The sequence below is a fragment of the Streptomyces sp. McG3 genome, assembly GCF_018619185.1.
Lineage (GTDB): Bacteria > Actinomycetota > Actinomycetes > Streptomycetales > Streptomycetaceae > Streptomyces.
In genome coordinates, this window is record NZ_JAAXYC010000190.1 from 1 (window position 1) to 15,332 (window position 15,332).

Annotated in this window: 19 protein-coding genes; 6 read left to right on the forward strand and 13 right to left on the reverse strand. The window is 69.7% G+C overall.

The annotated features are described in order from the left end of the window. Positions 1-454, forward strand: a 454-nt coding sequence (locus tag HET64_RS25730; RefSeq protein ID WP_215109448.1) for a hypothetical protein, incomplete at its 5' end; no start/stop codon positions are given. Positions 455-579: 125 nt separating this feature from the next. On the opposite strand, the gene HET64_RS25735 is transcribed toward HET64_RS25730, so the two are convergent. From HET64_RS25735 to HET64_RS25745, 3 genes are all read right to left on the reverse strand, one after another. Beyond that, positions 580-1,470 carry a SigB/SigF/SigG family RNA polymerase sigma factor gene (locus HET64_RS25735; RefSeq protein WP_215109450.1) on the reverse strand — a complete coding sequence of 297 codons (891 nt, stop codon included), beginning with the start codon at positions 1,468-1,470 and terminating at the stop codon, positions 580-582. Between the two features lie 398 nt (positions 1,471-1,868). Continuing rightward, positions 1,869-2,135: a DUF4235 domain-containing protein gene (locus HET64_RS25740; protein ID WP_215109452.1), complete on the reverse strand. Its 267-nt coding sequence runs from the start codon at positions 2,133-2,135 to the stop codon at positions 1,869-1,871. Next, positions 2,132-2,626: a DUF3618 domain-containing protein gene (locus HET64_RS25745; protein ID WP_215109454.1), complete on the reverse strand. Its 495-nt coding sequence runs from the start codon at positions 2,624-2,626 to the stop codon at positions 2,132-2,134. The genes HET64_RS25740 and HET64_RS25745 overlap by 4 nt, the downstream gene beginning before the upstream one ends. A gap of 481 nt (positions 2,627-3,107) precedes the next feature. Between HET64_RS25745 and HET64_RS25750 the strand changes: the two genes are divergently transcribed. After that, on the forward strand, positions 3,108-4,034 hold the full coding sequence (locus HET64_RS25750; protein WP_215109456.1) for an SDR family oxidoreductase: 927 nt from the start codon (positions 3,108-3,110) through the stop codon (positions 4,032-4,034). A 160-nt stretch (positions 4,035-4,194) separates the two neighbouring features. Here HET64_RS25750 and HET64_RS25755 read toward each other — a convergent pair whose 3' ends face one another. The 5 genes from HET64_RS25755 to HET64_RS25775 form a co-directional block, all read right to left on the reverse strand. Next, complete coding sequence (locus HET64_RS25755) at positions 4,195-4,473, reverse strand: ANTAR domain-containing protein (protein ID WP_215109457.1); 279 nt, start codon at positions 4,471-4,473, stop codon at positions 4,195-4,197. 185 nt (positions 4,474-4,658) lie between these two features. Continuing rightward, positions 4,659-5,168, reverse strand: coding sequence for a hypothetical protein (locus tag HET64_RS25760; protein ID WP_215109465.1), 510 nt, complete (start codon positions 5,166-5,168; stop codon positions 4,659-4,661). A 122-nt stretch (positions 5,169-5,290) separates the two neighbouring features. Further along, positions 5,291-6,334, reverse strand: coding sequence for an acyl-CoA desaturase (locus HET64_RS25765; protein ID WP_215109468.1), 1,044 nt, complete (start codon positions 6,332-6,334; stop codon positions 5,291-5,293). A 259-nt stretch (positions 6,335-6,593) separates the two neighbouring features. Further along, positions 6,594-6,971: an ANTAR domain-containing protein gene (locus tag HET64_RS25770; RefSeq protein ID WP_215109470.1), complete on the reverse strand. Its 378-nt coding sequence runs from the start codon at positions 6,969-6,971 to the stop codon at positions 6,594-6,596. A gap of 252 nt (positions 6,972-7,223) precedes the next feature. Beyond that, the gene (locus HET64_RS25775; RefSeq protein ID WP_215109473.1) at positions 7,224-8,036 is read right to left on the reverse strand and encodes a hypothetical protein; all 813 of its coding nucleotides are present in this window, start codon (positions 8,034-8,036) and stop codon (positions 7,224-7,226) included. 431 nt (positions 8,037-8,467) lie between these two features. On the opposite strand from HET64_RS25775, the gene HET64_RS25780 reads away from it, so the two are divergent. After that, positions 8,468-9,010 carry a SigE family RNA polymerase sigma factor gene (locus tag HET64_RS25780; protein ID WP_215109475.1) on the forward strand — a complete coding sequence of 181 codons (543 nt, stop codon included), beginning with the start codon at positions 8,468-8,470 and terminating at the stop codon, positions 9,008-9,010. A 29-nt stretch (positions 9,011-9,039) separates the two neighbouring features. After that, a complete protein-coding gene (locus tag HET64_RS25785) occupies positions 9,040-9,828 on the forward strand; it encodes a hypothetical protein (RefSeq protein ID WP_215109477.1) in 789 nt (262 codons plus the stop codon). Positions 9,829-9,989: 161 nt separating this feature from the next. Here the strand turns inward: HET64_RS25785 and HET64_RS25790 are convergent, their stop codons facing one another. The 5 genes from HET64_RS25790 to HET64_RS25810 are packed head-to-tail and all read right to left on the reverse strand — an operon-like array spanning position 9,990 to position 14,251. Further along, positions 9,990-11,366, reverse strand: a complete 1,377-nt coding sequence (locus HET64_RS25790) for a PP2C family protein-serine/threonine phosphatase (protein ID WP_215109488.1) — start codon at positions 11,364-11,366, stop codon at positions 9,990-9,992. Then, positions 11,363-12,589, reverse strand: coding sequence for an ATP-binding protein/SpoIIE family protein phosphatase (locus tag HET64_RS25795; RefSeq protein ID WP_308370380.1), 1,227 nt, complete (start codon positions 12,587-12,589; stop codon positions 11,363-11,365). The genes HET64_RS25790 and HET64_RS25795 overlap by 4 nt, the downstream gene beginning before the upstream one ends. Then, entirely contained in the window at positions 12,577-12,990 is a 414-nt protein-coding gene (locus HET64_RS25800) for an anti-sigma regulatory factor (RefSeq protein ID WP_215109478.1), read from the reverse strand. Before HET64_RS25800 ends, HET64_RS25795 begins: the two co-directional genes overlap by 13 nt. Continuing rightward, positions 12,987-13,391: an STAS domain-containing protein gene (locus tag HET64_RS25805; RefSeq protein WP_215109480.1), complete on the reverse strand. Its 405-nt coding sequence runs from the start codon at positions 13,389-13,391 to the stop codon at positions 12,987-12,989. The genes HET64_RS25800 and HET64_RS25805 overlap by 4 nt, the downstream gene beginning before the upstream one ends. Next, positions 13,388-14,251 (reverse strand): STAS domain-containing protein, encoded by an 864-nt coding sequence (locus HET64_RS25810; RefSeq protein ID WP_215109482.1) that lies wholly within the window; start codon positions 14,249-14,251, stop codon positions 13,388-13,390. Before HET64_RS25810 ends, HET64_RS25805 begins: the two co-directional genes overlap by 4 nt. A gap of 329 nt (positions 14,252-14,580) precedes the next feature. On the opposite strand from HET64_RS25810, the gene HET64_RS25815 reads away from it, so the two are divergent. Continuing rightward, positions 14,581-14,898: an STAS domain-containing protein gene (locus HET64_RS25815; RefSeq protein WP_215109484.1), complete on the forward strand. Its 318-nt coding sequence runs from the start codon at positions 14,581-14,583 to the stop codon at positions 14,896-14,898. Between the two features lie 105 nt (positions 14,899-15,003). Further along, the coding region (locus HET64_RS25820; protein WP_251145867.1) for an ATP-binding protein at positions 15,004-15,332 on the forward strand (329 nt) is incomplete at its 3' end.

Below are 15,332 nucleotides of genomic sequence, written 5' to 3' on the forward strand. Positions count from 1 at the left end.
CTCCGGGGGTGGCGGGGGCGGCACCACGTGCACCACGTACTACGACGTCGAGGTCGAGTGGCCCGGTGGTACCGCCTGGTTGGCGGTGAGGTCGCCGACGTACGACGAGGTCCGAAAGGGCGAACGCGCCGAAGTGCGGCTGTGGCGGGGCCAGGCGGTGGGGCTGGAGGTGCGCGGCCGCACCCACTCCTACGCACCCTCCTCGCAGAGCGGAGTCCTGCCATGGCTCGCGCTGGGCTGCCTGATCCTGGCGGTGGGCGCGTGGGCCGTGGTGAGCGGGCGGCTCTCGGGCCTCTTCGCCTTCCCCAACTTCGGCTGGCTGTTCGTGGCGTTCGGGGTCGGATGGCTTGGCTCCCTGGCCCTGTTCGGCGGGTCTCCCGTGGTCTGGGGCTTCGCGATCGTGTGGACGGGGTTCGCGGTCTTCTGGATCGTGAGCGCCTGGCGGGACGGGTGACGGCGCGCCGGGCGTGTCCCGCTGTCACGCCCCCCGTCTCCTGTCCGCCATGAGCCCGGCGGCTGCCCGCGGCGCCGTCGGGCGTCGCGGGCGGCCACTCGCGTACCGGTGAGGGGTGACCATGCTCAGTTCTGGCTGAGCATGCTCCTGCGGAGCCTGGCCAGCAGGCGGGTCAGGAGTCGGGAGACGTGCATCTGGGAGAGGCCGAGGCGTTCACCGATCTGGGCCTGGGTCATCTCCTGGCCGAAGCGCATGGCCACGATCTCGCGGTCCCGGTCGTCGAGATCCTCCAGCAGCGGTGCCAGCGCGTGGAGGTTCTCGACCAGCTCCATGGCCGGATCGACGTCGCCCTTCACGTCTCCGTAGGTGACGGTCTCGGATCCGTTCTGTTCGGCGCCGATGGGCAGGTCCAGGGAGCCGGCGGTGTAGCCGTTGGCGGCGATGAGGCCCTCGATGACCTCGTCCGCGGTGAGGTCCAGGTGCCGGGCGAGTTCGGCGACGGTGGGATCGCGATCGAGCCGGCCGGCGAGTTCCTCGCGGGTCCTGGCCAGGGTGACGCGAAGTTCCTGCAGACGGCGCGGCACGTGGACGGCCCAGGTGGAGTCACGGAAGAACCGCTTGATCTCCCCGACGATGTAGGGGATCGCGAAAGAGGTGAACTCCACTTCACGGCTGAGCTCGAAGCGGTCGATCGCCTTGATCAGCCCGATCGTGCCGACCTGGACGATGTCCTCCATCTCACCGCTGCCACGGTTACGGAATCTCTTCGCCGCGAAATGCACCAGGGAGAGATTCATCTCGATCAGCGTGTTCCGGGCGTACTGGTGCTCCGGTGTGCCCTCTTCGAGCACCTGCAACTGCTCGAAGAACAGGGGTCCCAGCACCCGTGCGTCCTTCGGGGCGACCTTCCCGGGGTCCTCGATCCGCGGAAGCGTCGCCGGAGCCATGGCGGCGTTCGCGGCCGGAACCTCCGCGGATATCGGCAGGGAGGCATTCCCGGCCGTGGACTCCGGCATGGAGACCCCGCGCGCAGACAGCTGTGCGTCCGCGGTGCCGGACAGCGCCCGCGGTCCTTGTTCCGTTGCGTCGGCCGAAATCCGAGGGTGTTGCGATGTGCTGAGCATGCACGTCTCCCGATGACTACTGGTTGTGTACAGCACGGGAGGGCCATGACTAGGGACACCTCAGGATGGCCGGAGAAGCCGCTCCCGTGAGTGTGTGCCTGTCTGCCTAAGCACGCCGAACCAGCGTCTGTCCCGGATCGGCATGCCCAAACACCCTTGCGGTCGGGGCGGTTACCGCACCGCCGAAGCTCCGTCCCGGCCGACGGCGTCGAGGAGGGCAACGTGGACAGGGCCCGAGGCGGCCGGCGGTGCCCCGGACCGGCCCGCGGCCGGGACCGCCCTGCGGCCCGTCAGCCCGGCCAGGTCCCCGTCAGGCGTCGGGTGGCCTGCGCACCCGAGCGCTCGACCGTGGCCTTGACCACGGCGAAGATGGCGCCCTGGACGGCTGCGGCGATCAGGATCTGCCGCCAGGGACGGTCCTCGTCCGTGGCATCGGGGGCATCGCCCTCCCCTTCGATCAGCTTCCACGTCTGCTTGAACGCGGTACTGGCGATCATGCCGCTGAGCGCGCCCAGGGCCAGACCCACCGGCCTGTAGGCGATCGCGGACGCCTTCACCGGCCGCGAACCCGGCTGCGGCGCACGAGCAGGAGGACGAGGAGCAGCCCACCACCCGCCAGTAGTGGCCCGCGATGGGCGCGGGCGAAGCCGGCGGCCTGGCCGGCCTTCTCCAGCAGCGGGTCGGGGGCCCTGTCCGTCGCGTACTGCCCGATGACGGCCGCGCTCCCGCGCACCTGGGCCGCGCCCCGAGCCGCCTTCTCCCGGACCGGGTCGGGAGCCTTGTCCTTGACCAGCTGTGCGGCCTGCTCCGTCGCCGCGCGGATACGGTCGGATGCCTGACCCGCCTTCTCGGCCACCTGCTCCTTCGTGGCGGCCACCTGCTCCTTCGTGGCGGCGGCCTTCTCCTTCGCCTGCGCCCCGACATCGGCCTTGGCCTTGGCCGCCAACGCCTCGACGGTCCGGCCGAGTTCGTCGCGGGTGCGCTCGCCCCGCGCGTGCGGTTCCTCGGGGGTGGGGGTGTCGCTACCGGTTCGGGATTCCTCGTTCATCGGTGTGCCTTCCCCTTGATCTCGGCCGGATCGGCCTGGACGCTGACCGTGGTCTGCCCGGGGCGGCCCCTCCGGCCCCGGCGGAGTCGAAGCCGGGTCGCGAGGCGGGCCGTCACCACGGAACCTTCTCGACGGCCCGACTACCCGGCAACCGCTTCGGCACCCGCCCGACAGGGGTGAGACTTCGAAGTTGTTCCGCTGGGGCCGTCTCGCCGAGCAGGTCGTGGCGCGGCTCACCCGTCACGCGGCACAGAGTGAGGCCGTCGGAAACCCTCAGTACACGGTGGGAGGGGTGAGGAGTCCGGTCGCTCGGCCGTGCACGCCGGACCCGACCGGGTGCTGCCCGGAACACCCGGACATCGGGCCCTGCACGCGCCCCCTCGGCCGGAGCCCGGTTGCGGCAGTCGGCACGCGGCCCGACGGTGGTACGTGGGGACCCCGTGGCTTTCAGCGACGCCAGGCCCCGGAGCTAGGAGAGACGATGCTCAACATCCCTGGCGGGCGTCAGACCCGCCGTGGTCCCGGCTCTCCCCTGCGTGGGCGGGTCGCGGTCGTCACCGGCGCCGCTCGCGGCGTCGGTGAAGCCCTCGCGCGCAGTCTCTCCGGTGCCGGGATGCACGTGGCCCTGCTGGGGAGGGAAAGAGAGACACTTCAGGTGGTCGCCGGGTCCCTGCCCGGCCGGAACATCTGCGTCGAGTCCGACATCACCGACCGTACGGCGCTCGCGGACGCCGCACGGCGCGTGGAAGCGGAGCTCGGTCCCGCCGACGTGGTCGTGGCCAACGCCGGCATCGCGGTGAGCGGTCCGTTCGGGAGCACCGCCCCCGAACTCTGGCAGCGGGTCATCGACGTCAACCTCATCGGATCCGCCAACACGGCCCGCGCGTTCCTGCCCCAGCTCACGGCGACCCGCGGCTACTTCCTCCAGATCGCCTCCACCGCGGCGTTCGGAGCAGCTCCCATGATGAGCGCCTACTGCGCCTCCAAAGCAGGGGCGGAGTCATTCGCCCTCGCGCTGCGCGGGGAAGTGGAACCGGACAGGGTCCAGGTCGGCATCGCCTACCTTCACTGGACCGGCACCGACATGCTCACCGGCATCGACGACGACCCCGTCCTGGAAGCCCTGCGGCGCAACCAGCCCCGCCCCGCTCGTCGTGTGCACTCCCCGGAACAGGTCGCCGAGTGGCTCACCCGGGGCGTCGCCCGCCGCGCCCCGCACATCTACGCCCCGCCCTGGCTCCGCTGGTGCCAGCCGCTGCGCCCGCTGTTCCCGGTTCTCGTCGCGCGGATCGCCCGGCGCGAACTACGGGACCGGCCCGTGGACGAGCTCTCCTCTCCCGGCGAGATCCTCGGCGCCGGAGGGCGTGCCGACTGGAACTCCTACCGGGCCTCTCCCCGAGACCGGTAGCGGTACGGCGCGGACGGCCTCCCGGGTTCCAGCGCGATCCCTCCATCGCCCGGCCACGGGACGGGTGGCCCCTTGTGGTCCCGGCCTTCCGGAACCACCATCCGCTCATCGGCCGGCACGACCCGGATGATCCGGCCTTCTCGGAATTGTCCGCAGGATGCTAGGCGTGCGGGATCTCGTCGGTGTCGAGGGTCTGGTCGATGATGTGGCGGGCGCAGTCGGAGATCCGTACCCGGCGTGCTCGGGCATAGGTGCGCAGAGCTTCGTACGCCGCGTCGGGGGTGACGCTCCAGCGTTCGGCGAGGACCCCCTTGGCCTGCTCGATGACGATGCGCCTGGACAGGGCGCGCTGCAGCTGGGTCTTCTCCAACTGCTCCTGTCCGAAGTCACGCGTTTCCTCCTGGCGTCGGTCGACGTAGAGGAGTGGTGGAGTCTGCATCGGGCATCCTCGCTTCGAGCCTGCCGGCCGGGGTCGGCCCGGTGGAACGCCCCCGGGGGGAACGCTCGGTCGGGCATACGTGGCAGCGCCGTGGCGAGGAGGCCTGTCGTGGCCACGGCGCTGCCGACTCCGGTTGCCCTCTGCCCGAGGCCGCGGTGGGCAACTCGGTATCGGGGCCGTGCCTCTCACCTCGGGCGGTGGCTGGGTACGCTCGCGGCGTGGTGCAGGAGTGCTCGCAACTGCACAGCGGCCGAAGAGGCCGGCAGAGCGATCAGCGCGGCAGCCTGTGGATAGGTGTGAGCGCCGAACAGCACCAGCCCCAGCAGGGCTTGGCCCTGTTCGGGCCGGTCCCGCCCGCGGGACGGTCGGTTCCGGTGCGACCGGGGGTACGGAGCGGGTTCCGGTAGCCACCCGTCGGGAACACGCGCGCACCGCTTCCACAGGTCCGCCGCGAGGTGCTGACGCTGCGCGTCGGGGCACGGCTCGGATGGCGTACCGTCCGCCCGGGTCAGTGTGGCGACGACTGCCTCGGCGGCCACGTCGACGTCCCGGCACAGGAGGAGTGCCAGGGAGAAGAGGGTGTCACCGTGGCGGTCGTAGTCGACCAGCGCCTCTCGCGCGCGCACCCGCCGGACCTCTGGCAGCCCGTCGGGGGGACTGCTGCGGGGTGATCGGTCGGGGCTGTGGTGCGCCATGAACTCCACCTTTTTCGGCCGTGAGGTCAGAACCGGCCGGGGGCAGGGGCGCGGTGCTCAGGGTAGGCCCTGTCGCGGCGGAGGGCTACCGCCGTAGGCCGATGGGTAGGGAGGAGCGGCGCTCAGGAGGTGGCGGCCCGGGTGCGGCGCAGCGGGGCGCCTGCCTCGTGGAGGCTGCGGAGCGCCTGCCCGTACGAGGCGGTCAAGCCGGTCTCCAGATAGGAGACGCTGAGCTCTTCGCAGTAGCGCCGCACGATGATCTGTGCCCTGCGCAGGTTGGGGCTGGGCATGCTGGGGAAAAGGTGGTGTTCGATCTGGTAGTTCAGTCCCCCCAGCGCGATGTCGGTGAACCAGTTGCCCCGGACGTTGCGTGAGGTGAGGACCTGGCGGCGCAGGAAGTCCGGGCGGTCCCTGCCTGTCAGGATCGGCATGCCCTTGTGGTTGGGGGCGAAGACCGAGCCGAGGTACAGACCGAAGAGGCCCTGCTGAACGGCGAGGAAGGCGATCGCCATGCCGGGCGGCAGCACCAGGAACAGTGCGGTCAGATAGACCGCGAAGTGACCGATGAGCAGAGCCCCCTCCAGTGGCCTGTGCCTGAGCGATCGGTCTGCCAGCGCCCGTACACCCGACACGTGCAGGTTGAACGCCTCCAGAGTGAGGAGGGGAAAGAACAGATAGGCCTGCGAGCGGCCGATCAGGCGGGGCAGCCCCTTGGCCGCGCGGGCCTGGTCCTGGGACCAGACGATCAGGTCGGGTTCGATGTCGGGGTCGAGTTCGTCGTGATTGGGGTTGGCGTGGTGGCGGGTGTGTTTGTCCTGCCACCAGCCGTATCCCATGCCGATGCCGATGTTCGCGGCGATCCTTCCCCCCATCTCACTGGCCTTGCGCAGCCGGAACACCTGACGGTGGGCGATGTCATGCGCCAGCAGAGCCACTTGACCGAAGACCGCGGCCAGGAACGCGGCGACGGCCAGGGTCCACCAACTGGCGCCGACGAGGACGAAGGCCGTCCAGCCTCCTGCGTAGAGTGCGGTCACAGCAGCGATGCGGGCCGTGTAATAGCCGGGGCGCCGGGCCATCAGACCATGGTCGGCGATCTTCTTCGACAGCCGGGCGAAATCACTCCCGGTCGTCCGCTCGGGGCGGACGACGACTTCTGCGGTCATGAGCGCGAACCTCTCTTGGCCGACACCCGGGCGTGCGGCCGTGGGGCGGTCACCGCGGTTCGAGGGAAGGGCCAAGAACGTGACCGGTGTCGGTCGAACGGTGGTTGGTGGAGCATGCTGGATCGCTCCGGGTGGAGAATCCTCTTCGGTTCGTCCGCTCTCATAGCGACGCTGTCTGTCCGTGCGCGATGCGGTGCCTGCTCGCATGGCCTTCTCCCACTCCGCCCCCACCAGCGTGGGTGCGGGGCATGCACAGGAATCATGGCGCCACCGGGTTGAGGTGATCCGGCGCCGCCGCGTTCCCGCTCGCCTCCTCACTACGGGACGGGGCGGGCGGCGCGCTGTGCGGAAGCCCGAGCGATACGGGGCTAGCGGAACTCTCCGTGAGGCGCAGTGCGAGCGTGTGGAGTTTGGTGTTGGTCCGCTGGGAGGAATGCACCATGATCTCCCAGGCCTCGTCCAACGAGCATCCTTCGGTCGCCATCACCATGCCGAGCGCCACGTCGATCATGGGACGGGTCTGGAGTGCTCGCCTCAGCCCGTCCACCTCGCGGCGAAGATGGATTACTTCCTGCTCGGCGCCTTGCGGCTCCCGGGAGACCTCAGCGTGCCGCTCGTGGTCTTCCCTGAAGTTCATGAACGGTCGCACGGGCGGGGCCCCCAAAAATGATCGGGCGGCACGCACCGGGGGCTGGGGTGCCGGCGCCGCTGCGTGCGAGATTCCGAGATCCCGCACGCGCTGATGTCTGTTCAACCGGCCACGGACAACAGCGAGAACTGCCGTCCGCGGTCCGGATACTTCTTTCACCGTCTCACATGACCGCCGTGCCGACCAGGGGGCGGTGGCCGAGCTGGACTCGCCGGCTCTCCTGGACGCCTCCGGAGCCTGTCACCACTGCGCCCCGTCCGACCCGCCCGAGCGGCCCTTCTTCGAGTCGTGGGAACCACCGGCCCCGTCGTTCTGCTCGTACTGCGTACGGTCAAAACCCTCGCGCCCTCGATCAGCGCTGTCCGCGTCCCTGGCCGGGACCGGCCGACCGCGCGGTGCCGACGCCTGCTGCTCCGGCCGCCGGACCATGCGCTGCGGCGGACCGCCCTCTCCGGATGCGGTCCGGCGGGCGGAACCGGCGCCGGCCACGTCCCGTGTCTCCTGGTCCCGGGCGGCCATGCCGTACGGGCGCTCGGCCTCGGCGCCACGACTGTCCCGGTCCTCGTGGTCCAGCGCGTTCCGCTCCCGCTGGTCCTGCTCATGACGCGCTGTACGGACGGCCCTGCTCTCACGGCCGCCCATCACGGCCGCACCGATCAGCATGAGGAGACCACCGAGCAGGGCGAGCCCCACTCCGCTGCCCAGCCCGTTGCTGTCGCCCGTGACCGTCAGACTGCCTTCGGCCTGCCCTTGTCGCACCATCCACAGGATGGCGAAACCGAGGGTGATGATTCCGGCGGCGAGGACCAGCAGTCGCGATCGGAAAACCACTCCGAGAAGGGTGAGGACCGCGCCGACCAGGAGGGGCAGGAACATGGATGCGAACAGTCCCGCGCCCGAGTCCGTCACCCCGGCTCCGGTGAAGAGTTCCCAGACTCGGAAGTCGTGACCGACCCGACCGTTGTACCAACTGCGAAACGGCGCCCAGAGGGCCGCGGCGGCGCCGACGACCGCCAGGATGATTCCTGCCGTGTTGCGGATACCCCGTACCATGCCGCTACCTCCCGGCAAGTCGGAATGCTGTACGTAAAGTCTCCCGTCACGCACCTAACCCCCGTTAACGCTACGCCCGCCCCACAGTCCACGCCATGCGGCTCCGCCGGTGCGACGCAGATCGGATAACCGAACCCCGCACGCCGGCTGGTGAGCAGGATGGACTGGTTGGGCCATCGACTGCTCCCGACCTGATTCGGTGTAACGCGCCGTCGATCGGTTCGGGTGGTGGATCTCGGCGGTCCAGTCGAGCGGCCGGGCGCAGGTGGGCGGCGCGGAAGAACGGACCAGGTGGCAACACCGGTACTGCGCTCCGTGCCGACTCGACAGGGACCCCCGCTCCGGCGACGAAGGTGAAGAAAGATTCCGCGGTGAGGCAACGGTCTTGGCTTCTCATGGCCTCTTTTGAACATCTAGGAGAGGAGGTGCTCATGAGGGTTCGAAAGCAGGCCGGGGACGGAGAGTTCCACGATTTCGTCGTCGGCCGCTGGCCGCGGCTGATGCGCACGGCTTTCCTGCTCACGGGGGACCAGCACGCTGCGGAGGATCTGGTCCAGTCGACGCTGGAACAGGTTTATGCGGCCTGGCACAAGGTCGCCTTGGCCGACGCCCCAGAGGCGTATGTGCGACGGGTGATGATCAACGCGCATGCCCGCAGGTACCGCAGGAAGCTGCGGGAGTTCCTGGCGCCCAGAAGCGAGGACGCGGGCCCGACACACGAGGTGGCCGACACCAGTGACCGGATCGCCCAGGCCGACGACCGCCACACGCTGCTGAAGGCGCTGGCCGAACTGCCGACGCGGCAGCGGGAAGCAGTGGTCCTGCGTTACTGGGAGGACCTCAGCGAGATACAGACGGCCGAGGCGATGGGCTGTTCGGTCGGCACGGTGAAGAGCAACGCAGCCAAGGGGATCGCGAAGCTGCGCGCCGCATCGGGAGTGGCGGAGACAGTGACTCAGGGAGGACGAAAGTGAAAAGCGCGGACCGGGAGACGAGCCACAACATGACACAGCACGACATCGCCTTCCTGCTGGCCGAGGCGGCCGACGAGGTGAAGATCGGCTCAGCCCCCGCCCAGGCGCTGATTCGCGGCGGCCGCCGCCGCAAGGCCCGTCGCTGGGCGGTCGTGGCGACCACCACCCTGGTCGCGGCCGCCTCCACGGGAGCTCTGGCACTGACGGGACTGTCAGGTGACGGGGACCGGGGGGCGTCGTCGGCGAGCCGGCCGGTCGCCAGCGCGGAGGCATCCGAGCCGCACATGCGGACGACCCTGGCGAGCGGCACCGACGCGGGAGTGCCGTGGAGGGTGTACATCGACGTGTGGAAGGCTCCGGCGGACACGGCGGAGGCCCGGGCCACCCTGGCGGCGATGGCGAAGTTCGGCGAGCACCCGGAGGACGTCTCCACGGCCTCCGAACTGGTGGGCAAGGTCGCGCACTTCGTGCACCGCGTCACTGGTGAAGAGGCGAGGACCACTCAGATCGGGAACTTGGTGCTACCTGAGGACGACGTCCTGTCCGGCGGCGAGTACGGGACTGTCTCGCTCCCGCTGCTCCCAGGCAACGGCACGGCCCACCCACGCCTGGTGTTCGGCCAGGTCGCCAAGACCGCCCGGGAGGTCACCTGCACCTGGAAGGACGGCACCTCCACCAAGCTCGGCCGTGCGTCCCTGGCCGCCGAGGCGAACGCCGCCGTTCCGGCTATCCACAGCCTCAAGGACTCGCCCTACGACTGGTTCGTCTGCCTGGCACCGAAGTCCACCGAGTGGGAGGGCACCAAGGTGACGAAGTAGGCGACGCGGGAGACCGACGCTCCGACCATACCGCGATCCAGTACAGCCGGCACGTCGCCAGGGGCCTGGGTTGGTTGTCCGTCGAGGGGGTCACGGCAACATCATGCTGTGCCACGAATCGCAGGCGGGACGAAGGTTGCATCCCAAGCTGAGATACGGGTCTACATGGTTGGGCGGGCGGGGCTGGGGTGCAGGTGGGCCGCGAAGACGATGATGTCGTCCTCCGGATCCTTCCCGAAGGTGTCCACCAAGGTGCTGCACAGAGCTTCCGGGGCTTCCGGTGAGTTGGAGGCGGTGGTTGCCAGGAGATCGAGTCGGTCCTGTATGTCGCTGCTGCGTGTTTCGATGAGCCCGTCGGTGATCATGAGGAGTCGGCTTCCCGGGTCGACGCGGTGGCCGACCGCTGGGGGCTGGGGCAGGCCCAGGCCCAGCAGCGATCCGTGTTCGCTCAGGAAGCGGGGTGCCTCGCCGGGTGAGAGGAGCAGGGGAGGAAGGTGGCCCGCGTTGGCGACCTGGATCCCGGCGTTGCCCGGTTCGACGAGCACGATGCAGACGGTCGCGGTCCATCCGGGCTGGTGCAGGCGCAGGAGGCGGTCCAGGTGCTGGAGCAGGATGTGCGGGGGATGGTCCTGCGCGGCGTAGGCGCGCAGCGCGTGGCGCAGTGCGCCCATGACGGTGGCCGCCTGCAGTGAGTGGCCGACGACGTCGCCGACGGCCAGGAGCAGGCCTTTCGGGGTGGAGAGGGCCTCGTAGAAGTCTCCGCCGATCTCGGTCATGGCGGTGGCCGGCAGGTAGCGGACGGCGAGGTCGGCGCCCTCGACCTCGGGGAGGGTGGCCGGCAGGAAGGTGCGTTGCAGGGTCAGGGCCAGTTCGTGTTCCTGCCCGTAGCGCTCCACGACGTCCTTGTGCTCGACGGTGAGTTCCGCGTAGAGGGCCATCACTCCTGCGTTGGTCTCGGTCAGTTCTTCGTTGAGGCGTTCCAGCTCGTCTCGTTGGGCGTGGGCTTCCTGCAGTGCGGCGATCAGGTCCCGGGTCTGTGCCTGGAGGTCGTCGATCGCGCTCGGGGGGCCGGCCGATTCCAGAAGGGCCAGGACGTGCTCTGCCTTCAGGTTCCGGGCCGCGGCCTCCGGGATCGGGCAGCTGATCTCGATCCGGCCGCCGGGAGAGCGGTTCGAACGCCCCGTGTCGCCCGGGGTGAGGGAGGAAGCGTTCTCGAAGCGTGTCTGGGGCAGCAGCCTGGTGACGGCGCCCAGTGAGTCGGGGCTCGGGGTGCGATGGTCGCGCCACTGCAGAACCGTTTGCAGGGCTGGAGGCTGCTGTTGCAGGGTGAACGCGGCGGTCATGATGCCGGGGCGCAGCAGGTCGCGGCCCAGTTCGCTCAGCGCGGTGGCGAGCCGCACTTGGTCGCGGTGGTCCAGGCCGACCGCTTGGGAGATCGTTTTGGCGTGGCGGCGCAGCGCGAAGACGTCCTGCTCGGTGCCGACCTGAGAGACGTGCAGCGCGGTGTGGTCGCGGGGGCGGGGGACGGGAGCTCTCACCGGGCCGCCCTGGCGATCACCGCGCTGGCGTCGTCGCGGCGGGTTCCCGCGAGGCGCAGGAGGGCGGTGGCGATCAGGGCGGGCGGGCGGTGCAGCAGACCGGCCAGATCGGTCGCCCGCCATCGTTCGCTCAGGCCGTCGGAGTGCATGACCAGGATTCCGTGGGTGGGCAGGTGGTGCTCGTAGGTACGGAGTTGGTGCATCTGGTGGCCGACGATCCCGGGATGCGACAGCAGGGTTGAGCGCGTCCCGGTCGTGGCCAGCGCGGCGGTGATGTTCCCGACGCCGCAGAACAGCAGGCGCCCGTCCGGTTCGATTCGTGCGACGGCGACCGCGGCACCGCGGGTTCCGCGCAGTGCCCGGTGCATTTGCTCGATGGCCTGCTCGGGGGTGCGGGCGCCTCCCGTGCGGAAGGCGTGGACGGCGGCCTGAGCGGCCACTGAGGCCATGGGCCCGTGTCCGAGGCCGTCGCACGACATCACCAGGTAGCCCTGGCCGGGGCCCGCGACCGCGGCCCGTACGGGTATGGAGGAGCGGCCCGTGATGCTCGGGCGGGTGGAGGGGCGTTGAGGGGATGCTGCTTTTCCGCCGAACGGCTGGGTCCTGGTCAGGGCCGACCAGTTCGGCCGGACGTCCGGAGCGGGGTCTGCCCCGTTGTCGGCCGCCCGGGCCGAGGACGGCGCTGTGTTCGTGTCCGTGCGTGCGGCCCAGGCGTCGCCGCAGACCTGCTCGCCGCCGATCGGCCGGGTGATCCCTGCGACCAGTGGCTCCCCGGTCACGGACGGTGGCAGCGGGCGCGGCCAGAAGCGGGCGAGCTGGACAGTGCCGAGCCCCGGCTGTGAGTGGATGTCGAAGGTGTCAGCCAGCCGGCCGACGGCTCCCAGTCCGATACCCAGGGTTCCGGCGGTCGACACGCCGTCCCGCAGTGCCCCGGGCACATCTGCCATCCCGGGGCCCGAATCCACCACAATGAGCTCCACCCCGGCGACCGCCTCGTTGCGCACGACGCGCAGCAGGACGGAGCCGTCCACCGCGTGCTTGGTGACGTTCGCCGCCAGCTCGGCCACGGCAAGCACCAGTTCGGCGGTGCGCTGCTCGCCCAGACCGATACGCCGGCCCAGAGCAGCAGCTGCCCCTCGGGCCCCGTCCGGCCGGTCACGGAACCAGGCCACGTCCTCGGAGTCCACCAGCGGCAACGCTCCCGCGGCCGTCACCGGACCCACTTGGTGACGGTGACCACGGTGCCCCGCCCCGGCTGGGTCTCCAGCACGAAGTCGTCCACCAGCCGCCTGGACCCGGACAGCCCCAGCCCCATGCCGCCGCCCGACGTCCAACCATCGGTCAGGGCCAGGTCGACGTCGGCGATGCCAGGGCCCTCGTCGGCGAAGACCAGGCGCGTACCGCGTCGGCCGCGCTCCTCCACGACGGATGCGGTCATCGTCCCGCCACCGCCGTGCACAAGCGTGTTGCGGGCCAGCTCACTGGCAGCAGTGATCAGCTTCGTCTGTTCCACGAGGGAGAACCGACACTCCTGGGCAAGGGTGCGCACGAGCTGACGGGCCTGCACCACCCCGGCGTTCGCCGTGATCCGGAGAACCTCCGAACCCCGGGTTTCGCCGCTCACTGGCCGGCCGCGGCATCCGGCCTCGCGCCCTCGAAACCGGTCGCGGAACGGGCCTGCTCCAGCACCCGCAGCCCCTTGTCCAAAGTCAGCGCGGTCCTCACTCCGCCCAGGGAGAGGCCGAGCTCGACCAGTGTGATCGCCACCGCCGGGCGCATCCCCACCACGACGGTCTGCGCGTCCAGGAGACGCGAGATCGACGCGATCGTGGAGAGCATCCGGCCGACGAAGGAGTCGACGATTTCCACGGCGGTGATATCGATGACCACGCCGTGCGCGCCCGCGTCGACCACGGCCGCAGCCAGATCGTCCTGCAGCAGCATCACCGCCTGGTCGTCCAGGTCGGTCTGGATCGACACGAGCAGCACGTGTCCGATCCGCAGGACCGGAACCCGCTCGGTCACAGCGCACCGGCCTGCGGGGCCGTCCGCGACAGTGCAACACCCGAGCGCCGCAGCGCGTGCCGCAGCGCATCAGCCAGTGTGGCCTTGGTGACGATGTCACCGAAGTCGATCCCCAGAGCCACGATCGTCTGCGCGATCTGCGGACGGATCCCGGAGATCGTGCACTCGGCGCCCATCAGCCGCGCCGCCACCACCGTCTTCAGCAGATGCTGAGCGACCTCCGTGTCCACGGCGGGAACACCCGTGATGTCGATGATCGCTTGCTCGGAACCCGTGTCGATGAGCGCCGGCAGCATCTTCTCCATCACCACCATCGTGCGCGCCGAATCCAGCGTGCCCACCAACGGCACCCCGATCACGCCGTCCCACAGCTTCACGACGGGCGTCGACAGCTCCAGCAACTGCTCGGCCTGCGCGGAGATCAGCTCCTCACGGGCCCGTGTGTAGGTCTCGACCGTGAACAGACCCAGGGTGTCCAGCAGCCTGGAGAACTTCAGAAACGCCTGCAGATCGCTGTCCTCACCGGACAACGCCGGCTCCAGCACCTCCTTCAGGGAGAACACGCTGACCGCGGTCTCGCCGGGACTGAAGCCCTGCTGCGCACGATTACGCGAAAGCTCGCCGAGCAGCGCCCGCACTTCGCCGAACGCCTCGTCATGGCCGTCCAGGCTTCCGCCGCCGAGAGCCGACACCAGAGCGGTGTAGATCTCCTGCAGCTCACGCTGAACCTCCGCCCGGCTGACCCGCCCGCCCAGCGACCCGGTGACCTTGTCCGCCCACTCAGCACCGAGGTCCTCGCCCCGGACGGACAACAAAGCGATCAAGCGATCTGAAACGTCCTCACCAGGCACAGAGCACATCCTCTTCACACGGAGACCACGTAGTCTCCCCAGAACCATATAGGCCATCAGAGTGACGCAGGCCCGCGTTCTTCGGTGAATCACCACGTCTCACCACGGGGCGGGCATCACTATCCGGCGCCGCTCGCACGTCGACAGTTCTGGAGCTGAACAACGAGGTTCACAGCTTCGGCTGCAGGCAGCCCAGGCCACCGCAGCCTCGATGTCCCCCGGGCACTCTTTCCAGCGAGCAGCGACGGAGGACGGACTCTGCCACAGCGGACCACCGGTTGGGCTGTAAAGCAGGGGCCTCTCGGTTCCAGTCCCTGGCCAGGCGTGATAATCGTTCGATGACGACCCACGAGTCCAGACCGTCCAGCACTCAGCTGCCAGTGATCGCGCCCCGCGGCGAGTTCGACATCGACAACCTCGGCCCGCTGGAAGCACAGATCGAGACGCTGATCGCGGCGCACTCCGGGCTGGTCCTGGACGCCAGCGGCATCACCTTCGCCGACTCCATGTTCCTGCGACTCATCGTCGCCACCCACCAACGCACCGACCTGCGCATCGCCGCCCCCTCACCCACCACCACCCGCCTCCTCGGCGTCGTCGGCGCCGACACCTTCCTCCGGATTCACCCCACCGTCGAAGCGGCACGGACCCCCTGACCAGACCCACAGAATTTCGGCCTGTCTGAAACACACGGGACCGGGTAAACGGCATGGGCGACCGGAGCGGATGGACCGCAAGTTCGTGTTGACGGGGGAACTTCCATGGAGCAGCTCACGATGACCAGTCAGGAACGACAGGAGGCGGCTGTCACGGGCACTGTGCGGGGCAGCACCGGATACGACATGACATCCGGCGAGATCGCGCACGCCCGCGCCTTCGTCAGAGACTTCCTGGACACCGCGCAGTCACAGCGCGGCTTGAACGTCTCCGCCCGGGCGGTCGAGATCGCGCAGCTCGTTGTCAGCGAGCTGGCCACGAACGTCTGCAAGTACGCGCCCGGCCCCTGCCTTCTGGACCTCGAAACCGATGGGGTTCTGCTGGACATCGTGATGTGGGACTCGGGCCCCGTCCTGCCCGCAGCCTCCCCCGC